The following is a 25,003-nucleotide window of genomic DNA, read 5'->3' on the forward strand; positions in this document are numbered from 1 at the left end:
GTCTTTCCGCGTCCTCAGAGCTTGATCTCGATGTCGACACCGGCCGGCAGGTCGAGACGCATCAGCGAGTCGACGGTCTTCGGCGTGGGGTCGATGATGTCGATGAGCCGCTTGTGGGTGCGCATCTCGAAGTGCTCGCGGCTGTCCTTGTACTTGTGCGGCGAGCGGATGACGCAGAACACGTTCTTTTCCGTCGGCAACGGCACCGGGCCAGCAACCTTCGCACCAGTACGCGTCACCGTGTCGACAATCTTGCGTGCCGAGCTGTCGATGACCTCGTGGTCGTAGGCCTTCAGCCGGATGCGGATCTTCTGTCCCGCCATCGCTTCGCTTCGTCCTTCTCTATCGTCTTCGCCTTCGTCGCTCCGACCCCCGCGGTCGGGTGTGTCGCGCGCGCGGCACGCACGTGACTCACCGTTTTGTCGACCCTGGGATGGAGATCGGGGCCCGGTCTCGGACCGGAACCTCGGCATGGTCTCCGGTCCGGCGCACCAGCCAGATCAAGAAGATCTGGGGCGCACCCCGGCGGCCTCGCCTGAGCAACCTGAATATTGTGCCAGAGATCGGCGCCGAAACGCCAATCGGGTGGCTTCACGCCTGATCCGGTACCACCTGAGCGCCGAATCGGGCGCAAAGCAGAGGTCCGCGGGGGCTCAGTTCCGAGCCCTCGCGGACCTCATGAGATCACTTGATGATCTTGGTGACCCGGCCGGCGCCGACGGTGCGGCCACCTTCACGGATCGCGAACTTCAGACCGTCCTCCATGGCGATCGGCTGGATCAGCTCGACCGACATGTCGGTGTTGTCGCCCGGCATGACCATCTCGGTGCCCTCGGGCAGCGTGACGACACCGGTGACGTCGGTGGTACGGAAGTAGAACTGCGGGCGGTAGTTCTGGAAGAACGGCGTGTGACGGCCGCCCTCCTCCTTGGAAAGGATGTAGACCGACGCCTCGAAGTTCGTGTGCGGGGTGGTGGTGCCCGGCTTGATGACGACCATGCCGCGCTCGACCTCTTCGCGCTTGGTGCCACGAAGCAGCAGACCGACGTTCTCACCGGCCTGGCCCTCGTCGAGGAGCTTGCGGAACATCTCGATGCCGGTGACCGTGCTGGTCAGCTTGGTCTCGTGGATGCCGACGATGTCGACGGTCTCGTTGACCTTGATGACACCGCGCTCGATCCGGCCGGTGACGACCGTACCGCGACCGGTGATGGTGAAGACGTCCTCCACCGGCATCAGGAACGGCTTGTCGATCTCGCGCTCCGGCTGCGGGATGTAGGAGTCCACAGCGTTCATCAGCTCGAGGATCGACTCGCCCCACTTGGCGTCGCCCTGCAGCGCCGGGTGCGCGGCAACCCGCACGATCGGCGCGTTGTCACCGTCGAACTCCTGCTCCGAGAGCAGCTCGCGGACCTCGAGCTCGACGAGCTCCAGGATCTCCTCGTCGTCGACCATGTCGCACTTGTTCAGCGCGACGACCATCGCCGGCACGCCGACCTGACGGGCGAGCAGCACGTGCTCACGCGTCTGCGGCATCGGGCCGTCGGTGGCGGCGACGACCAGGATCGCGCCGTCCATCTGGGCCGCACCGGTGATCATGTTCTTGATGTAGTCCGCGTGACCCGGGCAGTCGACGTGGGCGTAGTGCCGGGCCTCGGTCTGGTACTCGACGTGCGCGATCGAGATGGTGATACCGCGCTGGCGCTCTTCCGGCGCCTTGTCGATCTGATCGAAGGCCGAAGCCTCGTTCAGGTCCGGGTACTTGTCGTGCAGCACCTTGGTGATCGCCGCGGTAAGAGTGGTCTTACCGTGGTCGATGTGACCGATGGTGCCGATGTTGACGTGCGGCTTAGTCCGCTCGAACTTCGCCTTCGCCACTGGGGCCCTCCTAGATAAATGTTGACTACGCCGTACGCCGACGCGCTTTGGGTGTGGTGGCCAGGAACGAGTTGTTACTCGCCCCGGGCCTTCTTGATGATCTCTTCCGCCACGTTCTTCGGAACCTCGGCGTAGGAATCGAACTGCATCGAGTAGGACGCGCGGCCCTGGGTCTTCGACCGCAGGTCACCGACATACCCGAACATCTCCGACAACGGCACCAGGGCCTTCACGACCCGGCTGCCACCGGGGCCTTCGTCCATCTGCTGGATCTGGCCACGGCGAGAGTTGAGGTCGCCGATCACTTCACCCATGTAGTCCTCGGGGGTGGTGACCTCGACCGCGAACATGGGCTCCAGGATGACCGGATCCGCCCGCCGGGCGGCGTCCTTGAAGGCCATCGAACCGGCGATCTTGAACGCGAGCTCGGAGGAGTCGACGTCGTGGTAGGCGCCGTCCTGCAGCGTCACCTTGACGTCCACCATCGGGTAGCCGGCCAGTACGCCGAACTCCATCGCCTCCTGGGCGCCCTCGTCCACCGACGGGATGTACTCCCGGGGGATGCGGCCACCGGTGACGGCGTTGACGAACTCGTAGCCACCCTCGCCACCGGCCTCGACCGAAGTCGGCTCGATGTCGATGATCACGCGCGCGAACTGACCCGAACCACCGGTCTGCTTCTTGTGCGTGTAGTCGACCTTCTCGACCTTCTTCTTGATGGTCTCGCGGTAGGCGACCTGCGGCTTGCCGACGTTGGCCTCGACGCGGAACTCGCGCTTCATCCGGTCGACCAGCACCTCGAGGTGCAGCTCGCCCATACCGGCGATGATCGTCTGGCCGGTGTCCTCGTCGGTCCGGACCTGGAAGGTCGGGTCCTCCTCGGCGAGCCGCTGGATCGCGACACCCAGCTTCTCCTGGTCGGCCTTCGACTTGGGCTCGATGGCGACCGAGATGACCGGGGCCGGGAACTGCATCGACTCGAGCACGACCGGCTTGGCCGGGTCGCACAGCGTCTCACCGGTGGTGGTGTCCTTCAGGCCCATCACCGCGACGATGTGGCCGGCGCCGATCGACGCGATCTCCTCACGCTTGTTCGCGTGCATCCGGTAGATCTTGCCGATCCGCTCCTTGCGGCCCTTGGTCGGGTTCAGCACCTGCGTGCCGGTCTCCAGCTTGCCGGAGTACACCCGGATGAAGGTCAGCTTGCCCAGGTGCGGGTCGGCCGCGATCTTGAACGCCAGCGCCGAGAACGGCTCGTCGTCGGCCGGCTTGCGCAGCACGACCTGCTCCGGGTCCTTGACGTCGTGGCCCTCGATGGCCGGGACGTCGATCGGGCTCGGCAGGTAGGCGTTGATCGCGTCGAGCAGCGGCTGGACGCCCTTGTTCTTGAACGCCGTGCCGGTCAGCACCGGGGTGAGCTTGCTCGCCAGGGTCGCGCGGCGGATGCCCGCCACGAGCTGCTCCTGGGTCGGCTCCTCGCCCTCCAGGTACTGCTCCATGATCTCGTCGTCGGCCTCGGCCAGCGTCTCGATCAGCTTGTCGCGCCACTCGGCGGCGATCTCGGTGTGCGACGCCGGGATCTCCTCGACCGTGTAGTCCTCACCCATCGTGGTCTCGCCACGCCAGGTCAGTGCGCGCATCCCGATCAGGTCGACGACGCCGATGAAGTCGGCCTCGGACCCGATCGGCAGCTGCAGCACCAGCGGCACCGCGGCCAGCCGGTCGACGATCATGTCGACACAGCGCATGAACTCGGCGCCGGTCCGGTCCAGCTTGTTCACGAAGCAGATCCGGGGTACGCCGTACCGGTCGGCCTGACGCCACACGGTCTCGGACTGCGGCTCGACACCGGCAACGCCGTCGAACACCGCGACCGCGCCGTCGAGCACGCGCAGCGAGCGCTCCACCTCGACGGTGAAGTCGACGTGTCCGGGGGTGTCGATGATGTTGATGGTGTGGTCTTTCCAGGTGCAGGTCGTCGCGGCGGACGTGATCGTGATGCCGCGCTCCTGCTCCTGCTCCATCCAGTCCATCGTGGCGGCGCCGTCGTGGACCTCACCGATCTTGTAAGTGATACCGGTGTAGAAGAGGATCCGCTCGGTCGTCGTCGTCTTGCCGGCGTCGATGTGGGCCATGATCCCGATGTTGCGGACCTTGGCCAGGTCGGTGGTGATTTGTACGGCCACCTCGGTGGTCTACCTCTCGATTCTGTACTGCGTCAAAGGGTGAAAGCTGGGGTCCGGATCGGACCCCGGATCACCAGCGGTAGTGGGCGAAAGCCTTGTTGGCTTCGGCCATCTTGTGCGTGTCCTCGCGGCGCTTCACGGACGCACCGAGACCGTTGGACGCGTCCAGGATCTCGTTCATCAGTCGCTCGGACATGGTCTTCTCGCGACGGGCGCGGGAGTACGTGGTGAGCCAGCGCAGCGCCAGGGTGGTGGAACGACCGGGCTTGACCTCGATCGGCACCTGGTAGGTGGCACCACCGACGCGGCGGCTCTTCACCTCGATGCTCGGCTTCACGTTGTCCAGCGCACGCTTCAGCGTGATCACCGGGTCGGTGCCGGTCTTCGTCCGGGTGCCCTCGAGCGCGTCGTAGACGATCCGCTGGGCGATCTGCTTCTTGCCGTCGACCAGGATCTTCGAGATCAACTGGGTGACGAGCGGCGAACTGTAGACCGGGTCGATGATGACCGGGCGCTTCGGGGCGGGGCCCTTGCGCGGCATTAGCTCTTCTCCTTCTTCGCGCCGTAGAGGCTGCGAGCCTGCTTCCGGTTCTTCACACCCTGGGTGTCGAGCGAACCGCGGATGATCTTGTACCGGACACCCGGAAGGTCCTTCACACGACCGCCACGGACGAGCACGATCGAGTGCTCCTGCAGGTTGTGGCCGACGCCGGGGATGTACGCGGTGACCTCGATGCCGCTGGTCAGGCGGACACGCGCAACCTTACGAAGGGCCGAGTTCGGCTTCTTCGGCGTGGTCGTGTAGACGCGCGTGCACACACCACGACGCTGAGGGGAACCCTTCAGGGCCGGCGTCTTGTTCTTGGACACCTTGTCCTGGCGGCCCTTGCGGACCAGCTGCTGAATGGTGGGCACCGCGTAGCTCTTTCTGTCGTCCGGCTGGGTTTGTTGCTTGTTACCTGACCCCCGCGGTCGGGTGTGTCGCGTGCGCACGAGCAGACCGAAGCCGTAATCTTCCAGACTGTCGGCAGGAGTCCCGTGCCACGCGGCCCGACCCGTTGGACGAGGGGCACGCATGACGGCCCAGGAAAGACCCCGGGCACGATCGTTAAGACTAGCGGCTGCTCCAAGCACGGTCAAAATGAGTAATTGACCGCCGTCGGGAGCATTCCGCCAGTTCAGTGTACTAGGCCTACGGAGTGGCCCTCCCGGTCAGGAATCCGGCGGCCACGGCAGGGTCTCCGGTGACCTTCAGAACGGCCGGCGGCAAGCGCTTCCAGAGACACAGCGCGAGCTCGGCCGCGGCGCCCGAGAGTACCGCCTCCCCGACCGCCTTCCCCCGCTCCACATGCGGCGCAATCCCTTGTGACACAGGCGTCAGCGTCCATTCGTCACCGGTGTCGGAGGCCCGTACGCCGAGCTGCCGGGTGACCGCCGGCGCGAACCCGCGGGCCGCCATCCGGGGCAGGAACACCTCGAACACCTCGTCCACCCCGTCGGCCGCGAGCGCCGCAGGTACGACGGCCAGACCAGTGTCGACCTGCTCGCCCGCTGCCACGCCGGCCTGGACCAGGTCCACCAGGTGGATAACCGTCTCATGCAGGCGCCGCCGAGCCCAGAAGCCCGCGCGCTGGTCCACCGGCGCGAAGTTCCAGCAGGATTCGTCCGGATCGACCGCCCGGATCGCCGCGGCCAGCGCCGCGCTCGTGCCGGAGTACCAGTCGCTCCAGGAGATCGTCGTCCGCAGCACCTGCGGAACCTGCTGGGAGGTACCGCTGAGCAGGATCGACGCCGCCCAGCGCTGGCCCGACCCCAGGTGCAGGGCGAGGTCGGCAACCGTCCACCCCGGGCAGGCCGGCACCGCGGCGGCGGGATCCACCCACCCGAGGGCGGCCGCGAAGTCCGCGGCCGCGCGCTCGAACTCGATCAGATGGTCTAACTGGTCAGGCACGGAACTCGACGTCGGTGATCAGGCCGTCGACGACCCGGTAGAGGGCCAGTTGCGCGGTCGGACCGTCGTCCTCGTAGCAGTTGACGTGTTCCACCACCCACTCGCCCAGCATGATCTTCTGGATGACCTCGGTCTTGCAGCGGCCGGCGTCGAAGCGCGGGCGGTAGTACTCGCGAAGGAACCGGCGGCCCTTCAGTTCGGAGCCGTCCGCGAGCTGGATCCGGGCGGTCGGCGAGTACATCGCCAGGAACGCCTCGAGGTCGTGGGCGGCGTACGCCGCGTGCTCGCGGCCGATCGCCCGCGCTGCCGGGGTGTCCACGGTGACGGCGGCGACCGTCGCCGCACCGAGATCCACGAGCGGTGTCTGCGCGACCGGCGCGACCGGCGCGGCAGGGGCGGGAGTGGCCTTGGGTGCCTGCTGAGTAGCGGGTTCAGCAGCCACCGGCGTCTCCTGCACGGCGACACCGGCCTTGGCCGTGGCCGGCGTACGACGGCGTGGGGTGGCGGCCTTCTTACGGGCCGGAGGTGGTGGGACGAGGAGCTTGCCGTCGTCCCCGGGCTGCTCGCCGAGGTGGGCGATCGCCCAGTCGAGAGCCTTGGTCACGGCGGCGCGTGATTCTTCGGTGTGGTCGAGCATGTCGAACCCGTGGTGCCCTTTCGGTACGTCGATGATGTCCAGCGCGGCGCCTCCCGCGGATACGAACTCCGCGACCGGACCGGCGAGCTCCTCACGCTCGAGTCCAGCTCTGGTCAGCAAAACCGGCAGGTCCTTGTGTTTGCCGATCACCTCGGCAGCAGTTACCAGATCGTCGACACCGGGCGGGGTGGCGAGCAACGGGTAGGTCAGGGATACGAAGCGCAGCCAGTCGGGGCGGCTGTCCAGCCACTCCCCGGCCAGCAGGCCGGCGCCCGAGAAGAACCACAGGCCGACCCGATCGGGGTCGACGCGCGGATCCGAACGCAGTACGGCGACCGCGGCCTCCACCTCGTCCGCGGCCTCGACCAGGCGGTCGAGGCCGTGGATCAGGCTGTGGTCGACGACTGCGGCCACCAGGCCTCGCCTGGCGGCAGCGGTCGCGTAGCCCTTGTAGACCGGCCAGTCCCGAGGCATCACCTCGAGGCCGTCCGGCCCTGGTCCCCCGTGCACGAAGAGAATTGCGCCGCCTCGGGCGGTACCGGGCGGGCGGTACAGGTCGATCTCCCCCAGGCGATCGACGCGTACTCCAGAACCTTCCAGAACCCCCAAGACGAAAGGCCGCAGGTAGGCCGGCAGATCCGTCATGCACCAATCTTGGCGCATCCCGGGCACACTTTCAGCCGCCACCCCGAGTGTCTTCTCCGGCGCTCGCCGTACCGGCTGGTAAACGCCGCGAGGGCGGCACCTCCCAGGTGGGAAGTACCGCCCTCGGCGGGGTGATTCGGCTCAGTTCTGGTACGAACCGAGGTCGAAGTCGTCGAGCGGGACCGACTGACCGCTGGACGGCCCGAAGTCGTAGTCGTACGACTCGTAGCCGACCATCGAGTACATCGCGGCCTTCGCCTCCTCGGTGGGCTCCACCCGGATGTTGCGGTAACGGTCCATGCCGGTACCCGCCGGGATCAGCTTTCCGATGATGACGTTCTCCTTCAGACCGACCAGGGAGTCGGACTTGCCGTGGATCGCGGCCTCGGTCAGGACCCGGGTCGTCTCCTGGAAGGAGGCGGCCGACAGCCACGACTCGGTGGCCAGCGAGGCCTTGGTGATACCCATCAGCACCGGACGACCGGAGGCCGGCGTACCGCCCTCGGCCACGACGCGACGGTTCTCCGCCTCGAACATGATCCGGTCCGCGAGCTCACCCGGCAGCAGGTTCGCCTCGCCGGACTCGATCACCGTGACCCGGCGCAGCATCTGCCGGACGATGATCTCGATGTGCTTGTCGTGGATGGCAACACCCTGCGACCGGTACACCTCCTGGACCTCGTCCACCAGGTGCTCCTGCGCCTTGCGGACACCCAGGATCCGCAGAACCTCCTGCGGGTCCGGCGTACCCTGCGTCAACTGCTGACCGACCTCGACGTGCTGACCCTCCTCGATCAGCAGGCGGCCACGCTTCGACACCGGGTAGGCGACCTCCTCGGAACCGTCGTCCGGGGTGAGCACCAGCTTCCGGGTCTTGTCGGTGTCCTCGATCGAGATCCGGCCGGCGGCCTCCGAGATCGGCGCCTTGCCCTTGGGCTGGCGGGCCTCGAAGAGCTCGACCACACGCGGCAGACCGTGGGTGATGTCATCACCCGCGACACCACCGGTGTGGAAGGTCCGCATGGTCAGCTGCGTACCGGGCTCACCGATGGACTGGGCGGCGATGATGCCGACCGCCTCACCGATGTCGACCGGCTTGCCGGTGGCCAGCGAACGGCCGTAGCACTTCGCGCAGGTACCGGTCTTGGCGTCACAGGTGAGCACCGACCGGACCTTGACCTCCTCGAGTCCGGCCGCGACCAGCTTCGCGATCGAGACGTCGCCGAGGTCGCTGCCGGCGGCCAGGACGAGGTTGCCGTCCGGGTCGAAGGCGTCGGTCGCCAGGGTCCGGGCGTAGGCGCTGGTCTCCACGTTCTCGGCGTGCACGACCTTGCCGTCCGGGCCCTTCTCGCCGATCTTCTTCGGCAGGCCGCGCTCGGTGCCGCAGTCCTCCTCGCGGATGATCACGTCCTGCGAGACGTCCACCAGACGACGGGTCAGGTACCCCGAGTCGGCGGTCCGCAGCGCGGTGTCGGCCAGGCCCTTCCGGGCACCGTGGGTGGCGATGAAGTACTCGACCACCGACAGGCCCTCACGGAAGTTGGACTTGATCGGCCGGGCGATGATCTCGCCCTTCGGGTTGGCCACCAGACCACGCATACCGGAGATCTGCCGGATCTGCATCATGTTGCCTCGGGCACCGGAGTGCACCATCATCCAGATCGGGTTGTCCTTGGCGAAGTTCTCCTCCATCGCCTTACCGACCTCGGCGTTGGCGCCGGTCCAGATCTCGATCAGCTCCTGCCGCCGCTCGGACGAGGTGATCAGACCCCGCTCGAACTGCTTCTGGACCTTCTCGGCCTGGGACTCGTACCGGGCCATGATCTCGGGCTTGCTCGGCGGCGTGCTGAAGTCGTCGATCGACACCGTGACACCGGACCGGGTGGACCAGTAGTAGCCCAGGTCCTTCAGCGCGTCCAGCGCGTGCGCGACCTCGACCTTGGTGTACCGCTCGGCCAGGTCGTTGACGATCCCGCCGAGCTGCTTCTTGCCAACCTCGGTGTCGACGAACGGGTAGTCCGCCGGCAGCGCCTCGTTGAACAGCGCGCGACCCAGCGTGGTCTCCAGGCTGAAACCGCCGCCCGGCAGCTCGACCGCGTCCGCCGGAGCGGCCGAACCGGTCAGCCGGAGCGTGATCTTCGCCTGCAGCGACAGCTCACCGCGGTCGAAGGCCATGATGCCCTCGGCCACCGAGCCGAACGCCCGGCCCTCGCCCTTCACGCCGTCCTTCAGCATGGTCAGGAAGTAGATGCCGATGATCATGTCCTGGGTCGGCATCGTGACCGGACGGCCGTCGGCCGGCTTCAGGATGTTGTTCGTCGACAGCATCAGGATCCGGGCCTCGGCCTGCGCCTCGGCCGACAGCGGCAGGTGCACCGCCATCTGGTCACCGTCGAAGTCCGCGTTGAACGCGGAGCAGACGAGCGGGTGGATCTGGATCGCCTTGCCCTCGATCAGCTGCGGCTCGAACGCCTGGATGCCGAGCCGGTGCAGGGTTGGTGCACGGTTCAGCAGGACCGGGTGCTCGGTGATGACCTCTTCCAGCACGTCCCAGACCTGGGCGCGCTGACGCTCGACCATCCGCTTGGCGGACTTGATGTTCTGCGCGTGGTTGAGGTCGACCAGCCGCTTCATCACGAACGGCTTGAACAGCTCCAGCGCCATCGCCTTCGGCAGACCGCACTGGTGCAGCTTCAGCTGCGGGCCGACCACGATGACCGAACGGCCCGAGTAGTCGACGCGCTTGCCGAGCAGGTTCTGACGGAAACGACCCTGCTTGCCCTTGAGCATGTCGGACAGCGACTTCAGCGGCCGGTTGCCCGGGCCGGTGACCGGACGACCGCGGCGGCCGTTGTCGAACAGCGCGTCGACGGCCTCCTGCAGCATCCGCTTCTCGTTGTTGACGATGATCTCCGGCGCGCCCAGGTCGAGCAGCCGCTTGAGCCGGTTGTTCCGGTTGATCACCCGGCGGTACAGGTCGTTCAGGTCCGAGGTGGCGAACCGGCCACCGTCGAGCTGGACCATCGGGCGCAGGTCCGGCGGGATGACCGGGACGCAGTCCAGGACCATGCCCATCGGGCTGTTGTTGGTGGCCAGGAACGCGGTCACGACCTTGAGCCGCTTCAGGGCGCGGGTCTTGCGCTGGCCCTTGCCGGTCTTGATCGTCTCGCGCAGGTTGTCCGCCTCGGCCTTCAGGTCGAAGGTCTCCAGCCGGCGCTGGATCGCGGCGGCACCCATGGCGCCCTCGAAGTACTTGCCGAACCGCTCCTTCATGGCGCGGTAGAGGATCTCGTCGCCCTCCAGGTCCTGGACCTTCAGGTTCTTGAACCGGGTCCAGACCTCGTCGAGGCGGTCGATCTCGCGCTGCGCACGGTCGCGCAGCTGCTTGACCTCACGCTCGGCGCCTTCCTTGACCTTGCGGCGTACGTCGGCCTTGGCACCCTCGGCCTCGAGCTGCGCCAGGTCCTCCTCGAGCTTCTTCATCCGCTGCTCGATGTCGTTGTCACGACGGTTCTCGAGCTGCTTGCGCTCCACGTCCACGCGACCCTCGAGCGAGGACAGGTCGCGGTGCCGCGACTCCTCGTCGACGTCGGTGATCATGTACGCCGCGAAGTAGATGACCTTCTCCAGGTCCTTCGGGGCGAGGTCGAGCAGGTAGCCGAGCCGCGACGGGACACCCTTGAAGTACCAGATGTGGGTGACCGGCGCGGCCAGCTCGATGTGGCCCATCCGCTCGCGGCGCACCTTGGAGCGGGTGACCTCGACGCCACACCGCTCGCAGATGATGCCCTTGAAGCGAACGCGCTTGTACTTGCCGCAGTAGCACTCCCAGTCCCGGGTGGGACCGAAGATCTTCTCGCAGAACAGACCGTCACGCTCGGGCTTGAGGGTCCGGTAGTTGATCGTCTCCGGCTTCTTGACCTCGCCGTGAGACCACTGGCGGATCTCGTCCGCGGTGGCCAGGCCGATCCGAAGCTCGTCGAAGAAGTTCACGTCGAGCACGATGTGTTATCTCCCGTTGCTAAAAGTGGTCTGAGTGGGTTGGTTGTTGATGTCAAGCGGCAACCCGCTCAGACCTCCTCGACACTGTTCGGCTCGCGCCGGGACAGGTCGATGCCCAGTTCCTCCGCCGCCCGGAAGACGTCCTCCTCGCTGTCGCGCATCTCGACCCGGCTTCCGTCGGACGAGAGCACCTCGACATTGAGGCAGAGGGACTGCATTTCCTTGACCAGAACCTTGAACGACTCCGGGATACCCGGCTCCGGGATGTTCTCGCCCTTGACGATCGCTTCGTACACCTTGACCCGCCCGACGACGTCGTCGGACTTGATGGTCAGCAGCTCCTGCAGCGCGAAGGCGGCACCGTAGGCCTCCAGGGCCCACACCTCCATCTCGCCGAACCGCTGGCCACCGAACTGGGCCTTACCGCCCAGCGGCTGCTGGGTGATCATCGAGTACGGGCCCGTCGAACGGGCGTGGATCTTGTCGTCGACCAGGTGGTGCAGCTTCAGCATGTACATGTAGCCGACACCGATCGGGTCCGGGAACGGCTCACCCGAACGGCCGTCGAACAGCTTCGCCTTGCCCTGGCCGTTGACCATCCGGACGCCGTCCCGGTTCGGCAGCGTCGAGGACAGCAGGCCGGTGACCTCTTCCTCGGTGGCGCCGTCGAAGACCGGGGTGGCGACGTTCGTCATCGGCTCGGCCGCACCGGCGCCGATCTTGATCAGCCGCTGCGCCCACTCCTCCTCGTTCTCCGGGTCGACCTCCCAGCCGCGGGAGGCGATCCAGCCGAGGTGGGTCTCCAGCACCTGGCCGACGTTCATCCGGCCGGGCACGCCCAGCGGGTTCAGGATCACGTCGACGTGGGTGCCGTCCTCGAGGAACGGCATGTCCTCGACCGGCAGGATCTTCGAGATGACGCCCTTGTTGCCGTGCCGGCCGGCCAGCTTGTCGCCGACCGAGATCTTCCGCTTCTGGGCGACGTACACCCGGACCAGCTGGTTGACGCCCGGCGGCAGCTCGTCGCCGTTGTCGCGGTCGAAGACCCGGACACCGATGACGGTGCCCTCCTCGCCGTGCGGCACCTTCAGCGACGTGTCGCGGACCTCGCGCGCCTTCTCACCGAAGATCGCGCGCAGCAGCCGCTCCTCCGGGGTCAGCTCGGTCTCGCCCTTCGGGGTGACCTTGCCGACCAGGATGTCGCCGGTGGTGACCTCGGCGCCGATCCGGATGATGCCGCGCTCGTCCAGGTCGGACAGCATCTCGTCGGAGACGTTCGGGATGTCCCGGGTGATCTCCTCCGGGCCCAGCTTGGTGTCGCGGGCGTCGACCTCGTGCTCCTCGATGTGGATCGAGGTCAGCAGGTCCTGCTGCACGACGCGCTGGCTGAGGATGATCGCGTCCTCGTAGTTGTAGCCCTCCCACGTCATGAACGCGACCAGCATGTTCCGGCCGAGAGCCATCTCGCCCTCGTCGGTGCACGGACCGTCGGCCAGCGGCGTACCGATCTCGACCCGCTGCCCGGCGTCGACCAGCGGGCGCTGGTTGATGCAGGTGCCCTGGTTCGAGCGGCGGAACTTCGCCATCCGGTAGGTCTGGTACGTGCCGTCGTCGGCGGCGATCTCGATCAGGTCGGCCGAGACCTCCTTGACCACACCCGCCTTGTCGGAGACGACCACGTCGCCGGCGTCGACCGCACCGCGGAACTCCATGCCGGTACCGACCAGCGGGGCGTCCGAGGTGATCAGCGGCACCGCCTGGCGCTGCATGTTCGAACCCATCAGCGCGCGGTTCGCGTCGTCGTGCTCGAGGAACGGGATCAGCGCGGTCGCCACCGACACCATCTGGCGCGGCGAGACGTCCATGTAGTCGACGTCGTCGACCGGCACGAGCTCGACCTCACCGTGCCGGCGGCGGACCAGCACGCGCTCCTCGGCGAACCGGTTGTCGTCGTTCAGCGCGGCGTTCGCCTGCGCGATGACGAACCGGTCCTCCTCGTCCGCGGTCAGGTAGTCCACCTGGTCGGTGACCTGGCCGTCGACGACCTTGCGGTACGGCGTCTCGACGAAGCCGAACGCGTTCACCCGGCCGTACGACGCGAGCGAGCCGATCAGGCCGATGTTCGGGCCTTCCGGGGTCTCGATCGGGCACATCCGGCCGTAGTGGGACGGGTGCACGTCGCGGACCTCGAAGCCGGCCCGCTCACGGCTCAGACCACCCGGGCCGAGCGCGTTCAGGCGGCGCTTGTGGGTCAGACCCGCGACCGGGTTGGTCTGGTCCATGAACTGCGACAGCTGGGAGGTCCCGAAGAACTCCTTCAGCGCCGCGACCACCGGACGGATGTTGATCAGGGTCTGCGGCGTGATCGCCTCGACGTCCTGGGTCGTCATCCGCTCCCGGACCACGCGCTCCATCCGGGCCAGGCCGGTGCGCAGCTGGTTCTGGATCAGCTCGCCGACGGTACGCAGACGGCGGTTACCGAAGTGGTCGATGTCGTCCTCTTCGACCACGATCTCGCCGCGCGGAGCCGGCAGCTCGGTCTTGCCCTCGTGCAGCGCGACCAGGTACTTGATCGTGGCGACGATGTCGTCGACGGTCAGCACCGCCTGGTCGTGCGCCTCGTCCCGGCCGAGCTTCTTGTTGATCTTGTAGCGGCCGACCTTGGCCAGGTCGTAGCGCTTGCCGTTGAAGTAGTAGTTCTCCAGCAGCGCCTGCGCGGCCTCGCGGGTCGGCGGCTCACCCGGACGCAGCTTGCGGTAGATGTCGAGCAGCGCGTCGTCCTGGCCGGAGGTGTGGTCCTTCTCCAGGGTGAGCCGGATCGACTCGTAGTCGCCGAACTCCTCGAGGATCTGCGCGTCGGTCCAGCCGAGCGCCTTGAGCAGGACGGTGACGTTCTGCTTGCGCTTGCGGTCGAGGCGGACGCCGACCATGTCGCGCTTGTCCACCTCGAACTCCAGCCACGCACCGCGCGACGGGATGATCTTGGCGGTGAAGATGTCCTTGTCGGACGTCTTGTCCGGGGTGCGCTCGAAGTACACACCGGGCGAGCGGACGAGCTGCGAGACCACGACACGCTCGGTGCCGTTGATCACGAACGTGCCCTTGCGGGTCATCAGCGGGAAGTCGCCCATGAACACGGTCTGGCTCTTGATCTCGCCGGTCTCGTTGTTCATGAACTCGGCCGTGACGAACAGCGGCGCGGAGTACGTGACGTCCCGCTCCTTGCACTCGTCGACCGTGTTCTTCGGCGGCTCGAAGCGGTGGTCGCGGAACGACAGCGACATGGTGCCGCTGAAGTCCTCGATCGGGGAGATCTCCTCGAAAATCTCTTCCAGGCCGCTGGGGCCGGACAGGTCCGACCGCCCCTCGGCCTCGGCGGCGGCCACCCGGGCCTGCCACGTTTCGTTACCGACCAGCCAGTCGAAACTGTCCACCTGCAGCGCAAGCAGATCCGGAACCTGGAGAGGTTCGGAGATCTTCGCGAAGGAGATGCGGCGGGGGCCGGTGACGTTGGAAATGCTGTCGGACTGGGGGTTGCGCGAGGCGACCAAGGGGCGTCCTTCCACGGGCTCGCAAAAAATCACTTCGGTGCTGGGAGCGCACGCCAAGCCGCCCCAGTCAAGTGACAACTCGAACGAGGGCGAGGGAAAAGGCAGCGCAAAGCAATAGGTTACATGATCCAGGCAAGCCTGTCCAATGGGGTCCAACAGTTTGCCGTCGGACCACCCTCTCCGTCAAGGACCGACCCGGGGTCCGCGGCAGGTAGATCACCTGTGCAGACATCCTTGGGAGCCACCCGGCGTCCTTTTGGTGCGGAGTTAGGAAGAGGTTACAGTCCGGCGATCTCCTGGACCAGCCATCGGTCGCCATTTCGGACCATCGTGAACCGGGTCCGGTTCAGGTCCACCCGGGGACTACCCTTCGTGATCGTGCTGGTGGTGGTCTGGTTCACGAAGATGATCAGCGTGACCCGGTCGGCGTCGCCGTCGCGGACCGCCACCTCGCGGACGTCGGCCTTCACCGTGGCCTTGGTCTTGGTGGCGAGCTCGCCGGCCACCTTCGCGGTCTCGTCGAACTTCGCCGCGAAGTCCGGCGTCATCGTCGCCCGCGCGGCGGCGAAACTCTGGTCCAGGTGCCGGTAGTCGTAGCTGAGCGCGGTCTCGGCGGCCTTCCGGCCGGCCGCGGCGGCCTGGTCCCGGGCGTCCTCGGCCTGCCGGCCGTGCCAGGCCTTGACGCCGAGCACGGCGGCGACGGCCAGGGTGAGAACGACGACCACGCCGAGTGCGGCGGTCAGCAGGTTCCCCAGACCGCGCGGACGATCACTCTCCGTAGATGATTCCCGTACGACCGGCTCGACGACCGGCGTGACTTCCGGCTCCGCTGTGGCCGGGGTCACATCCTGCGGACGCTCGTCCTGGACGCTCTCCGGCTTCGCGGGGCGGCGCTGGCCGGCGATCCGGGGGCGATTGCGTGCCGGCATCAGCCCACCACCTGCAGGTCGGCGGTCAGCCAGCGGCCCTTCTCGCGGACCATGTCCAGCTTGATCCGGTACCGGCGTTCGGTCCCGGTGGTCGACGCGGTGTTCGTCACCACCGCGTTCACGATCACCAGCACCTGCGCGGAGTCCTTGTCGCTGGACACCACACCCGCCTCCTTCACGTCCCCCTTCGAGGTCGCCTTGTTCGACACCACGTCGGTCTTCACCGCGTCGATCCCGGCCTGGAACTCCTGCTTGAACTGCCCGGTGGAGTCGTCGATGACCCGCTTCGAGTCCGCGTCCCAGGTCTGGTAGTCGTACGTCGTGAAGTCCAGCGCCAGCTGCCGTGCCGCCTTCATCGCGCCGGTCCGCTCCTCGGCGGCGGCGCGCTGCTTGCTCAGCGCCACCACCGACAGGGTCAGTCCCGCGAGCGCCACGATCAGCAGCACGCTCAACGCCCAGGCCAGCAACAGCCGGCCGTTCCGTGCGATCACTTGCCGGTCACCGGTCCGAGGATGAGTGCCTTCCAGGAGTCGCTGCCGAGCAGCTCCTGCTGTCCGCCGGTCGAGCCGAGCACGATGTCCGGCATCCCGCCGGTACCGCCCGCCTGCCCGGTCGCCGGGTCGTAGCCGACGCCGTACCCGGTCCGGTTCAGGTACCGCGACGAGGGCGCCGGCTTGTTCTGCGAGCCGCGGACGTTCACGCCGCTCGACGGGTTCGCCGTACAGCCGGCATTCGTGTTCGCGGGCGTGTTCGTGAGGATCTGCGGGACCCGCCTGTCGGTGCCGCCGTACCCGGTCGTGCAGGCGTGCGGGCTGAGCCCGACGACCAGGCCGAAGTGCGCGTCGTAGTGCCCGGTCCCCGGGTCCTTCGCCGGTACGACGTACCCGCCCATCGCCACCGCCGGGTACACCACCATCAGCTGCTCGACGGCATCCAGCCGGACCGCGGTCAGTTCGCTCACCGTCAGCAGGTTACCGAGCAGCACCGCGACGTCCGCGCTGTTGTCCCGGATCAGCCCGGTGACCTGGGTGGAGGCCAGCGAGCCCTGGTCGATGACGGTCCGCAGGTTCGTGTCGGAGCTGACCAGGGTGTCGGACAGCAGCGCCAGGTTCTTCGCCCAGGTCTTGATCGCGTCGCCGCTCGCCACCTGGGTGGCCAGCACGGTGTCGCCGTCGTTGATCAGCTTGATGGTCTGCAGCACGTTCGCGTCCGCGTCGTCGATCAGCTTGCCGGAGCTGTCGATGATCTTCTGAAGATCGGTGCCCTTGCCCTTCAGCGCGGCGCCGAGCTCGCGGACCGTGGTCTTCAGGCTCTGCTTGTCGACCGAGTTCACCAGCTGGTCGAGGTTCAGCAGCAGTTCGGTGGTGTCGATCGGGATCGCGGTGTCCTGGCGGGCGATCTTCGAGTTGTTCTGCAGGTACGGCGATCCCTCGCGCCGCGGCTGCAGGTCGACGTACTGCTCACCGATCGCGGACCGGTTCGCGACCACCGCGAGCAGGTCGTTCGGGATCTTGTACTTCTTGTCGATCTCCAGGTTCACGTCGACGCCGTCGGGCAGCAGCTTGAGCTCGCCGACCCGGCCGACCGGCTGGCCCCGGTACGTCACCTCGGCGCCGGAGAAGATCCCGCCGGACTCGGCGAAGCTGGCGGACACCGTGTAGTTCTTGTTCACCACCAGTTGGTCGACCTGCGCGTACCGGGCGCCGACGAACGCGACGCCGACGACGGTGATCAGCAGGAACACCATCAGCTGGATCCGGACCGCTCTGGTGATCATGAGACCGCTCCCGGCATCAGGGCCCGGGCCAGGTCGGGATCGAACCCGGACCGGTTGAGTTTCGGCGAGCACAGCGGCTGCCCGAGCAGCGTGATGCAGGTCGTCGCGGTACCGGTCGGCACCGGCACGTTCGGCCCCGACGTGGCCGCGCTGGTCGGCAGGTGGATCGGGAGGCTGATCCGGCCGGTCGGGATGGCGGTGGGGCCGACGGTCGGGAGCTGGATCCCGATCAGGCTCTTCAGCGCCTTCTGGGTGTCCACGTCCACGGTGATACCGAGGTTCGTGTAGTCGCCCTTCGCGGCGTTGGCCGCCTGGTCCGGGAACGGGTACGTGAACAGCAACTGGAGCGACTTCGGCAGGTTCTCCCCCGCCTCGGCCAGCTTGGTCAGGATCGGGAACAGCGACTTCAGGTTCGCCACCAGGTCCGCCTGCGCGGACGTGATCACCCGGGTCGCCGTGTTGCCCAGCGTGGCCAGCGCCTGCAGCGTCTTGACCAGTGCGGCCCGCTGCTGGTCCAGCACCTTGATCGAGTTCGGCAATGAGTCGATCGCGGTCGCCAGCGTCGCCTTCTGGGCGTTCAGCTTCTTCGCCAGCGCGTCCACCGACTTGATCGCGGTGATGATCCGGTTCTTGTTCTGGTCCAGGGTCCCGACGAAGATGTTCAGCTGCGTCAGCACGCTGCGGATCGCCGGCTCGTTGCCGGTCAGGGCCTTGTTCAGCTCCTGGGTGATGATCTGCAGCTGGGCCACGCCGCCGCCGTTCAGCAGCAGCGACAGTGCCGACAGGACTTCCTCGACCTCGACGTTGCTGGTCGTCCGGGACAGCGGGATCAGCTCGCCGTTCTCGAGCTTGCCGTGCGGCTGCTCGGACCCGGTCGGCCGGGACAACGACACGAACTTCTCACCGAGCAGGCTCGTCTGGCGGATCGTGGCGTGCGTGTTGTCGGGCAGGTCGAGGCTCTTCGGCAGCCGGATCCGTACCTTGGCGACATACCCGTCCAGCCACACCTTCTCGACCGTGCCGACGGTGACGTCGTCGACCTTCACCGACGACTTCGGCACCAGGTCCAGGACGTCCGCGAACTCGACGGTGACGGAGTACGACGGCCCCTTGATCTTCGCGCCGCCCGGGAGCGGCAGCGAGTACACGGAGAAGTCGCAGCCGGTGAGCAGCATCGCGAGCGCGGCCACGCCGGCGACGAACGACAGCGGGCGCTTCACTTGACCAGCCCCCCGAGCGTCGGGTCGACCGGGTCCGGGCGGTTCAGCGGGGCCTGCGGCGCGGGTGCCCACGGAGTACCGGCCGGGCCGCCGCTGGCCGGGGCACCGCCGGCCAGACCGGTGATCTTCGTGAGCTTGTTGAGCGCGTCCAGCACCGGCTTCAGCGCCGAGCAGGACGACATCCCCTGCCCGGCCTGGATCAGCAGCGAGCAGATGAACGTCGCGGGGTCGTCGAGCTGGGAGGCGTTCAGGCGCTGGTCCAGCGTGCCGTACTGCGGGTTGTAGATCCGGGCCAGGTTGCCGAGGCCGAGCGGCGCGGTGTCCAGGACCTCCGCGATCGCAGCCTTCTCCTTGACCAGGATCTCCGACAGCTTCGTGGCGCTGGAGACGGTCGTCTTCACCAGACCGCGGTTCTCCTTCACGAACGTCGCGACCTCGCCGAGCGCGGTCGCCAGCAGCGACAGCGCCGTACCCAGGTCCTTCCGCTCACCGGCCAGGGTGGTCGTGGTCTGGGCGAAGTTCGTGTTGAACTGCTTGACCAGCGCGTCGTTCGCCGCCAGCGCCGAGACGAACGTCTGCAACTGGCGGATCGTGTTGAACAGCGCCGACGAGTTCCCCGACAGCGTGCTGGTCAGTTTCGACACGTCGGTGATGGTCTGGTTGATCTTCGCGCCCTGGCCGTTCAGGTTCTTCGCCGAGACGTCGAGCAGCCGGGCCAGCGCGCCCTGGTCGTTCGCACCCTTCGGGCCGAGCGCCACCGACAGGTCGTTGAGGCTCTGGTAGATCTGGTCGAGCTCCAGCGGTACGGCGGTCCGGTCCAGCGGGATCTCGGCGCCGTCGGCCATCACCGCGCCCTTGGAGTACGCCGGGGTGAGCTGCAGGTATCGGTCCGCGACGATCGAGGGCGAGGCGATCACGGCCTTCGCGGTCGCGGGCACCTTGTTCTTCGCGTCCCACCAGAACTTCACCCGGACCGAACGCCCGGCAGGCGTGATGCTCTCCACCTCGCCGACCTTGATGCCGAGGATCCGGACGTCCGACCCCGGGTAGATCGACACCGCCCGCGGGAAGTACGCCGTAGCGGTCACCCGCTTCGGCTTCGGCCACAGTGTGACCGCGCTGACCGCGAGGATCACCAGGACCACCGCCACCGCGATCAGCCGGGACAGCCCGTTCACCCTCATCAGCCGCCACCTCCGAGGATCGGGGGCAGCCCGGTGGGCAGCACCTTGGGCAATGGGATCTCCGGGACCGGCGCCAGGTTCTGCAGGTACGTGTCGAACCACGGCCCGGTGCCGAGCGTGTTCGTGAACACCCGGACGAACGGCGCGAGGCCCTTGAGGCTGGCGTCCAGCGAGTTCTGGTTCTGCAGGAGGACCGCGAGCACCGCGTTCACCTTCTGCAGGGTCGGGGCGAGGTCCTTGCGGTTCTCCCGGACCAGTGCGGTGATCTGCGCGGACAGCGCCTGCGTCGAGACCAGCAACTGGTGGATCAGCGCGCGCCGTGCCTGCACCGCTTGGAAGACCTTGTTGCCGTCCTTCATCAGCTTGATCAGCTGCTGGTTGCGGTCGGCGAGCACCTTGGTGACCACGTTCGAGTGCTGCAGCAGGAGTTTCAGCTGGGCGTCGCGCTTGGCGACGTTCTCGGACAGCTTGGACAGACCGGCGAGCGAGGCCTGCACCTCTTCGGGCGTGTTCTGGAACGTCGCCGACAGCGTGTCCAGGGCCTTCGCGAGCTGCGCGGTGTTGATCCGCTCGGTGGTGTTGGCGAGATCCGTGAACGCGTCGACCACGTCGTACGCCGAGATCGTCCGGTCCAGCGGGATCTCCGAACCGGGCTTCAGCCGGCCTGAGCCCGCCGGGTCGAGCTTCAGGTACTTCTGGCCGAGGAGGGTCTTGATCTTCATCTCGGCGCCGGTCTCGTCGCCGAGCTTGACGCCCTTGTCGACCACGAAGTCGACCCGCACGTGGGTGCCCTCGAGGACCACGTCGCGGACCTTGCCGACCCGGACGCCGGCCACCCGGATCTCGTCGTTCGCCTTCAGCCCGCCGGCCTCGGAGAACTGCGCCGAGTACTTCGTGCCGCCGCCGATCAGCGGCAGGTCCTGGGCCTTGAACGCGGCCAGCATGATCAGGCCGATCACGGTCAGGCCGACCACGCCGATCGTCACCTGGTTCTGCTCCCGGAAAGGCTTCACTTCTTGCACCTCGCCGAGTTGTTGTCGTAGGCAACCGGGATCCGGGTGCCGATCGGCAGCGTGACGTTGCCGTCGAAGTTGCACAGGTAGAAGTTGAACCAGGAGCCGTACGACGCGGTCCGGGTCATCGTGTTCAGCTTCTGTGGCATGAACTGCAGGGTCTTCACCCAGATCGACTGGGTGTCGTCGAGGGTGCTCGCGACCGTGCGGAGCTTGTCCAGGTCGGCCTTGATCGGCACCCGGGTCTGCTGCAGCAGGCCGGCGGTCTTGGTGTTCAGCGAGTTGATCGAGGTCAGCGAGCTGAGGATCGGGTTGATGTCCTGGCTCAGGCCGGTGATGAACTGCTGCAGGTTGACCAGCAACTGGGAGAAGTTCTGCTGCCGCTGCGAGACGATCTGCAGCGTCGAGGTCAGGTTCGTGATCAGGTCGCCGATCACCTGGTCGGCGTTCGCCAGCGTGGTGGTCAGCGAGGCGGTCTTGGCCAGCAGCGACTCGATCGTGCCGCCCTCGCCCTGCAGCACCTTGATCACCTCGAACGCGAACTGGTTCACGTCCGCCGGGGTGAGCGCGGTGAACAGCGGCTTGAACCCGTTGAACAGCACCGACAGGTCCAGCGCGGGCGTCGTCCGTTCCTTCGGGATGATGCCGTTCTTCTTCAGCCGCGGGCCGCCGCCGACGCCGTCGGTGAGCGCGACGTACCGGTTGCCGACCAGGTTCCGGTAGCGCAGCGTCGCGTGCGTCGAGGTGTCCAGCACCTGGTCGGAGTCGACGCTGAACGTCACCATCGCGAGTTTGTCCTGGTAGAGCTGGATCTTGTCGACCTGCCCGACCTTGACGCCGGCGATCCGGATGTCGTCGCCCTGGTTCAGCCCGACCGCGTCGGTGAACACCGCGCGGTACTTCGTGGTCGGGTTGAAGCTGATGTTGCCGATCGTCACCGCGAGCAGCGCGGTCGCGATCGTCGTCACCACCACGAAGATCCCGAGCCGGACGGTGTCGAACGTCGTCTTCTTGTCGAAGAAGCTCATCGGAGGTTCACCTGCCCGCCGCGGAGGAGGGGGCCGACGATCAGCGTCGTCAGGTCGGGTACGTCGTTCGCGGGCACGCCCATCGCGGGGCCGACGACCGAGTCGATCACCTGCTGCTCGGCCGGCGTACCGACACCCTGGGTGTCCATCGCGGCACCGGGCATCGCGCTGTTCAGCTTCAGGTTCACCGGGAAACGCTGGTTCTTGTTGTGGTCGCCGATCACGCCGTCGTCACCGGTCACGTACGGCGCCGGGTTCTGCTGCGTGTACGGGCCGGGCTTCTCGCCGGGGACGCTGTAGTTCTTGCCGACGCAGGTCGGGCCGCGGTGGTCGGCGTACACCGGCTTCTCGTTCGGTTCGTACGGCGTCGGCTGGTTGGTGATCAGCTCGAGGTTGATGTTCAGCTGGCCGTTGCGGAACGTGTCGTTGAGGATCGGCGTGGTGTCGGTCATCACCTGCAGGAAGCACGGCACCTCGGGCGCGTACTTCTCCAGCAGGTCGAGCACCGGGCGGCTGACCTGGCCGAGCCGGATCACCCGGTCCTCGTTCGCCTTCAGGAACGCGTCACCGGTGGTGGACAGTTGCTGGACGTCGACGAAGAACGACTGCAGCTGCTTCTGCTTCTCCACCACCGTGTTGCCGGTGATGGTCAGGTTGCGCAGCGCACGGACGAGATCCGGAGTCGCGTCGCCGTAGATGTCCGAGACCTGGCTGAGCTTGGCGAGCGCGTCCATCAGCTTCGGGACGCTCGGGTTGAGCTTCTTCAGGTACGCGTCCAGCTGGGTCAGCGTGCCGGCGATCTCGGTACCGCGGCCTTCCAGCGCGGTGGCGAGCGTGTTCAGCGTGGCGTTCAGGTCGGCCGGGTCGACCGCCTGGAGCAGCGGCAGCGCGTCGTTCAGCACCTTCTCGATCTCGATGCCGACCGCGGTCTTGTCCCGCTGGATCACGTCGCCGGCCTTGATGTGCGCGCCCTCCGGGCCGTTCGGCGGCACCAGCGCGACGTACTTCTCGCCGAACAGCGTCTTCGGCAGGATCCGGGCGCTGACCGCGGCGGAGATCTCGTCCACCTGGTCCGGCTTCAGCGCCAGGTCGACCGTCGCCTCGTCGCCGTTCGTGGACACCTTGCGGACCTCGCCGACGATGATCCCGCGCAGCTTCACGTCCGCGTGCTCGTTCAGCTGCAGGCCGATATGGCTGGTCTTCAGCTCGACGTTCACGGTCTTGACGAAGACCTTGGCGTAGAACGCATACGTCAGCCACAACAGGAACACCAGGACGCCGATGAACGCGACGCCCAAGACCTTGTGCGAAATGAGTCGGGTCATCCGGCCAGCCTCACAGTGGTCGTCGTACCCCAGATGGCCATCGACAACAGCAGGTCGACGACGTTGATGACGACGATCGACGTCCGTACGGCGCGCCCGACGGCGACGCCGACGCCCGCGGGACCGCCGGTGGCGTGGTACCCGTGGTAGCAGTGCACCAGGATCACCAGCACCGAGAACACCAGCACCTTGCCGAACGACCAGAGCACGTCCCCGGGCGGCAGGAACAGGTGGAAGTAGTGGTCGTACGTGCCGGTGCTCTGCCCGTAGAACGTGGTCACGGTCAGCCTGGTGGCGAAGTACGACGCGAGCAGGCCCACGACGTACAGCGGGATCACGGCGACCAGCCCGGCAATGATCCGGGTGGTGACCAGGAACGGCAGCGACGGGATCGCCATCACCTCGAGGGCGTCGATCTCCTCGCTGATCCGCATCGCGCCGAGCTGTGCGGTGAACCCGCAGCCGACGGTCGCGGCGAGCGCGATACCGGCGATCAGCGGGCCGATCTCACGGGTGTTGATGTACGCCGACACGAAACCGGCGAAGGCCGACGTGCCGATCTGGTTCAGCGCCGAGTAGCCCTGCAGGCCGACCTCGGTGCCGGTGAAGAACGCCAGGAACGTGATCACGCCGACGGTGCCGCCGATCACCGCGAGCGCACCGGTGCCGAGCGTCACCTCGGCGAGCAGCCGCAGGATCTCCTTGCGGTACCGGGTGACGGACTTGCCGGACCAGGCCAGCGCCTTGATGTAGAACGCCAGCTGCTCGCCGAGCTTGTCGAGCGAGTTCAGCGGCTTCTTCACCAGGGTGTCCACCAGGGCCGACACGTCAGGCCCCCTTCGGCGGGACGAGCTGGAAGTAGATCGCGGTCATCGAGAAGTTCGCGACGAACAGCAGCATGAACGTGATCACCACGGACTGGTTCACCGCGTCGCCGACGCCCTTCGGGCCGCCGCCCGCGTTCACTCCCTTGTACGCCGCCACGACCGCGGCGATCGCGCCGAAGACGAGCGCCTTCGCCTGGCCCTGCCACAGGTCGGGGAGATGCGCGAGCGCGGTGAAGCTGGCGATGTAGCTGCCCGGAGTACCGTCCTGCAGGACCACGTTGAAGACGTAGCCGCCCATCACGCCGACCACGCTGACGAAACCGTTCAGGAAGAACGCGACCAGCATCGTGGCCAGCACCCGCGGCACCACCAGGCGCTGGATCGGGTCGATCCCGAGCACCATCATCGCGTCCAGCTCTTCGCGGATCTTCCGGGAGCCGAGATCCGCGCAGATCGCCGAACCGCCGGCACCCGCGATCAGCAGCGCGGTCGCGATCGGCGACGCCTCCCGGACGACCGCCAGGACGGCGGCCGAACCGGTGAACGCCTGCGCACCGAACTGCTTGATCAGCCCGCCGACCTGCAGCGCGATCACCGCACCGAACGGGATCGCGACCAGCGCGGTCGGGATGATCGTCACGCTGGCCACGAACCAGGCCTGCTGGAGGAACTCCTTCAGCTGGAACGGCCGCCGGAACATCGCCCGAAACGTGTCGAGGGCGAAAGCGAACAGCGACCCCGCATGCTTCAGCGGGGCGGTGGCAGAAACGGTCACGGGGCCTCCCGGTCTGGACCGAGGAGCGCAGGGAGCGAAGCGACCGGAGCGACGAGGGAAGACCGGGAGGTCGAG

The 25,003-nt window shown here is 67.1% G+C and carries 19 protein-coding genes; all 19 read right to left on the reverse strand.

From position 1 onward, the window contains the following. Positions 1 to 14: 14 nt before the first annotated feature. Positions 15 to 323, reverse strand: coding sequence for a 30S ribosomal protein S10 (gene rpsJ, locus AB0M51_RS34765; RefSeq protein WP_012923688.1), 309 nt, complete (start codon positions 321 to 323; stop codon positions 15 to 17). 361 nt (positions 324 to 684) lie between these two features. After that, positions 685 to 1,878 (reverse strand): elongation factor Tu, encoded by a 1,194-nt coding sequence (gene tuf, locus AB0M51_RS34770; protein ID WP_344191647.1) that lies wholly within the window; start codon positions 1,876 to 1,878, stop codon positions 685 to 687. A 74-nt stretch (positions 1,879 to 1,952) separates the two neighbouring features. Then, positions 1,953 to 4,064: an elongation factor G gene (gene fusA / locus AB0M51_RS34775; RefSeq protein WP_344191645.1), complete on the reverse strand. Its 2,112-nt coding sequence runs from the start codon at positions 4,062 to 4,064 to the stop codon at positions 1,953 to 1,955. A gap of 70 nt (positions 4,065 to 4,134) precedes the next feature. Then, positions 4,135 to 4,605: a 30S ribosomal protein S7 gene (gene rpsG / locus AB0M51_RS34780; protein ID WP_141854827.1), complete on the reverse strand. Its 471-nt coding sequence runs from the start codon at positions 4,603 to 4,605 to the stop codon at positions 4,135 to 4,137. Next, complete coding sequence (rpsL, locus tag AB0M51_RS34785) at positions 4,605 to 4,979, reverse strand: 30S ribosomal protein S12 (protein ID WP_141854829.1); 375 nt, start codon at positions 4,977 to 4,979, stop codon at positions 4,605 to 4,607. The genes rpsG and rpsL overlap by 1 nt, the downstream gene beginning before the upstream one ends. Before the next feature lie 277 nt (positions 4,980 to 5,256). Next, positions 5,257 to 6,015, reverse strand: a complete 759-nt coding sequence (locus tag AB0M51_RS34790; RefSeq protein WP_344191643.1) for a maleylpyruvate isomerase N-terminal domain-containing protein — start codon at positions 6,013 to 6,015, stop codon at positions 5,257 to 5,259. Next, positions 6,008 to 7,297, reverse strand: coding sequence for a nuclear transport factor 2 family protein (locus AB0M51_RS34795; protein ID WP_344191640.1), 1,290 nt, complete (start codon positions 7,295 to 7,297; stop codon positions 6,008 to 6,010). Before AB0M51_RS34795 ends, AB0M51_RS34790 begins: the two co-directional genes overlap by 8 nt. A gap of 141 nt (positions 7,298 to 7,438) precedes the next feature. Beyond that, positions 7,439 to 11,299, reverse strand: a complete 3,861-nt coding sequence (locus AB0M51_RS34800; protein WP_344191638.1) for a DNA-directed RNA polymerase subunit beta' — start codon at positions 11,297 to 11,299, stop codon at positions 7,439 to 7,441. Positions 11,300 to 11,367: 68 nt separating this feature from the next. After that, on the reverse strand, positions 11,368 to 14,850 hold the full coding sequence (gene rpoB, locus AB0M51_RS34805) for a DNA-directed RNA polymerase subunit beta (RefSeq protein WP_344191636.1): 3,483 nt from the start codon (positions 14,848 to 14,850) through the stop codon (positions 11,368 to 11,370). Positions 14,851 to 15,128: 278 nt separating this feature from the next. Then, positions 15,129 to 15,779: a hypothetical protein gene (locus AB0M51_RS34810; protein ID WP_344191634.1), complete on the reverse strand. Its 651-nt coding sequence runs from the start codon at positions 15,777 to 15,779 to the stop codon at positions 15,129 to 15,131. Continuing rightward, on the reverse strand, positions 15,779 to 16,270 hold the full coding sequence (locus AB0M51_RS34815) for a hypothetical protein (RefSeq protein WP_344191632.1): 492 nt from the start codon (positions 16,268 to 16,270) through the stop codon (positions 15,779 to 15,781). The genes AB0M51_RS34810 and AB0M51_RS34815 overlap by 1 nt, the downstream gene beginning before the upstream one ends. Continuing rightward, positions 16,267 to 17,556, reverse strand: a complete 1,290-nt coding sequence (locus tag AB0M51_RS34820; RefSeq protein ID WP_344191630.1) for an MlaD family protein — start codon at positions 17,554 to 17,556, stop codon at positions 16,267 to 16,269. Before AB0M51_RS34820 ends, AB0M51_RS34815 begins: the two co-directional genes overlap by 4 nt. Then, positions 17,553 to 18,776: an MCE family protein gene (locus tag AB0M51_RS34825; protein ID WP_344191628.1), complete on the reverse strand. Its 1,224-nt coding sequence runs from the start codon at positions 18,774 to 18,776 to the stop codon at positions 17,553 to 17,555. The genes AB0M51_RS34820 and AB0M51_RS34825 overlap by 4 nt, the downstream gene beginning before the upstream one ends. Next, positions 18,773 to 19,960, reverse strand: a complete 1,188-nt coding sequence (locus tag AB0M51_RS34830; protein ID WP_344191626.1) for an MCE family protein — start codon at positions 19,958 to 19,960, stop codon at positions 18,773 to 18,775. The genes AB0M51_RS34825 and AB0M51_RS34830 overlap by 4 nt, the downstream gene beginning before the upstream one ends. Beyond that, positions 19,960 to 20,973 (reverse strand): MCE family protein, encoded by a 1,014-nt coding sequence (locus AB0M51_RS34835; protein ID WP_344191624.1) that lies wholly within the window; start codon positions 20,971 to 20,973, stop codon positions 19,960 to 19,962. The genes AB0M51_RS34830 and AB0M51_RS34835 overlap by 1 nt, the downstream gene beginning before the upstream one ends. Then, positions 20,970 to 22,001, reverse strand: a complete 1,032-nt coding sequence (locus AB0M51_RS34840; RefSeq protein ID WP_344191622.1) for an MlaD family protein — start codon at positions 21,999 to 22,001, stop codon at positions 20,970 to 20,972. The genes AB0M51_RS34835 and AB0M51_RS34840 overlap by 4 nt, the downstream gene beginning before the upstream one ends. Further along, positions 21,998 to 23,326, reverse strand: coding sequence for an MCE family protein (locus AB0M51_RS34845; protein WP_344191620.1), 1,329 nt, complete (start codon positions 23,324 to 23,326; stop codon positions 21,998 to 22,000). Before AB0M51_RS34845 ends, AB0M51_RS34840 begins: the two co-directional genes overlap by 4 nt. After that, complete coding sequence (locus AB0M51_RS34850) at positions 23,323 to 24,153, reverse strand: ABC transporter permease (protein ID WP_344191618.1); 831 nt, start codon at positions 24,151 to 24,153, stop codon at positions 23,323 to 23,325. Before AB0M51_RS34850 ends, AB0M51_RS34845 begins: the two co-directional genes overlap by 4 nt. A 1-nt stretch (position 24,154) precedes the next feature. Further along, entirely contained in the window at positions 24,155 to 24,928 is a 774-nt protein-coding gene (locus tag AB0M51_RS34855; protein WP_344191616.1) for an ABC transporter permease, read from the reverse strand. Positions 24,929 to 25,003: the final 75 nt, after the last annotated feature.

Origin of the sequence: Kribbella sp. NPDC051137 (assembly GCF_040682535.1) — a bacterium.
Lineage (GTDB): Bacteria > Actinomycetota > Actinomycetes > Propionibacteriales > Kribbellaceae > Kribbella > Kribbella karoonensis.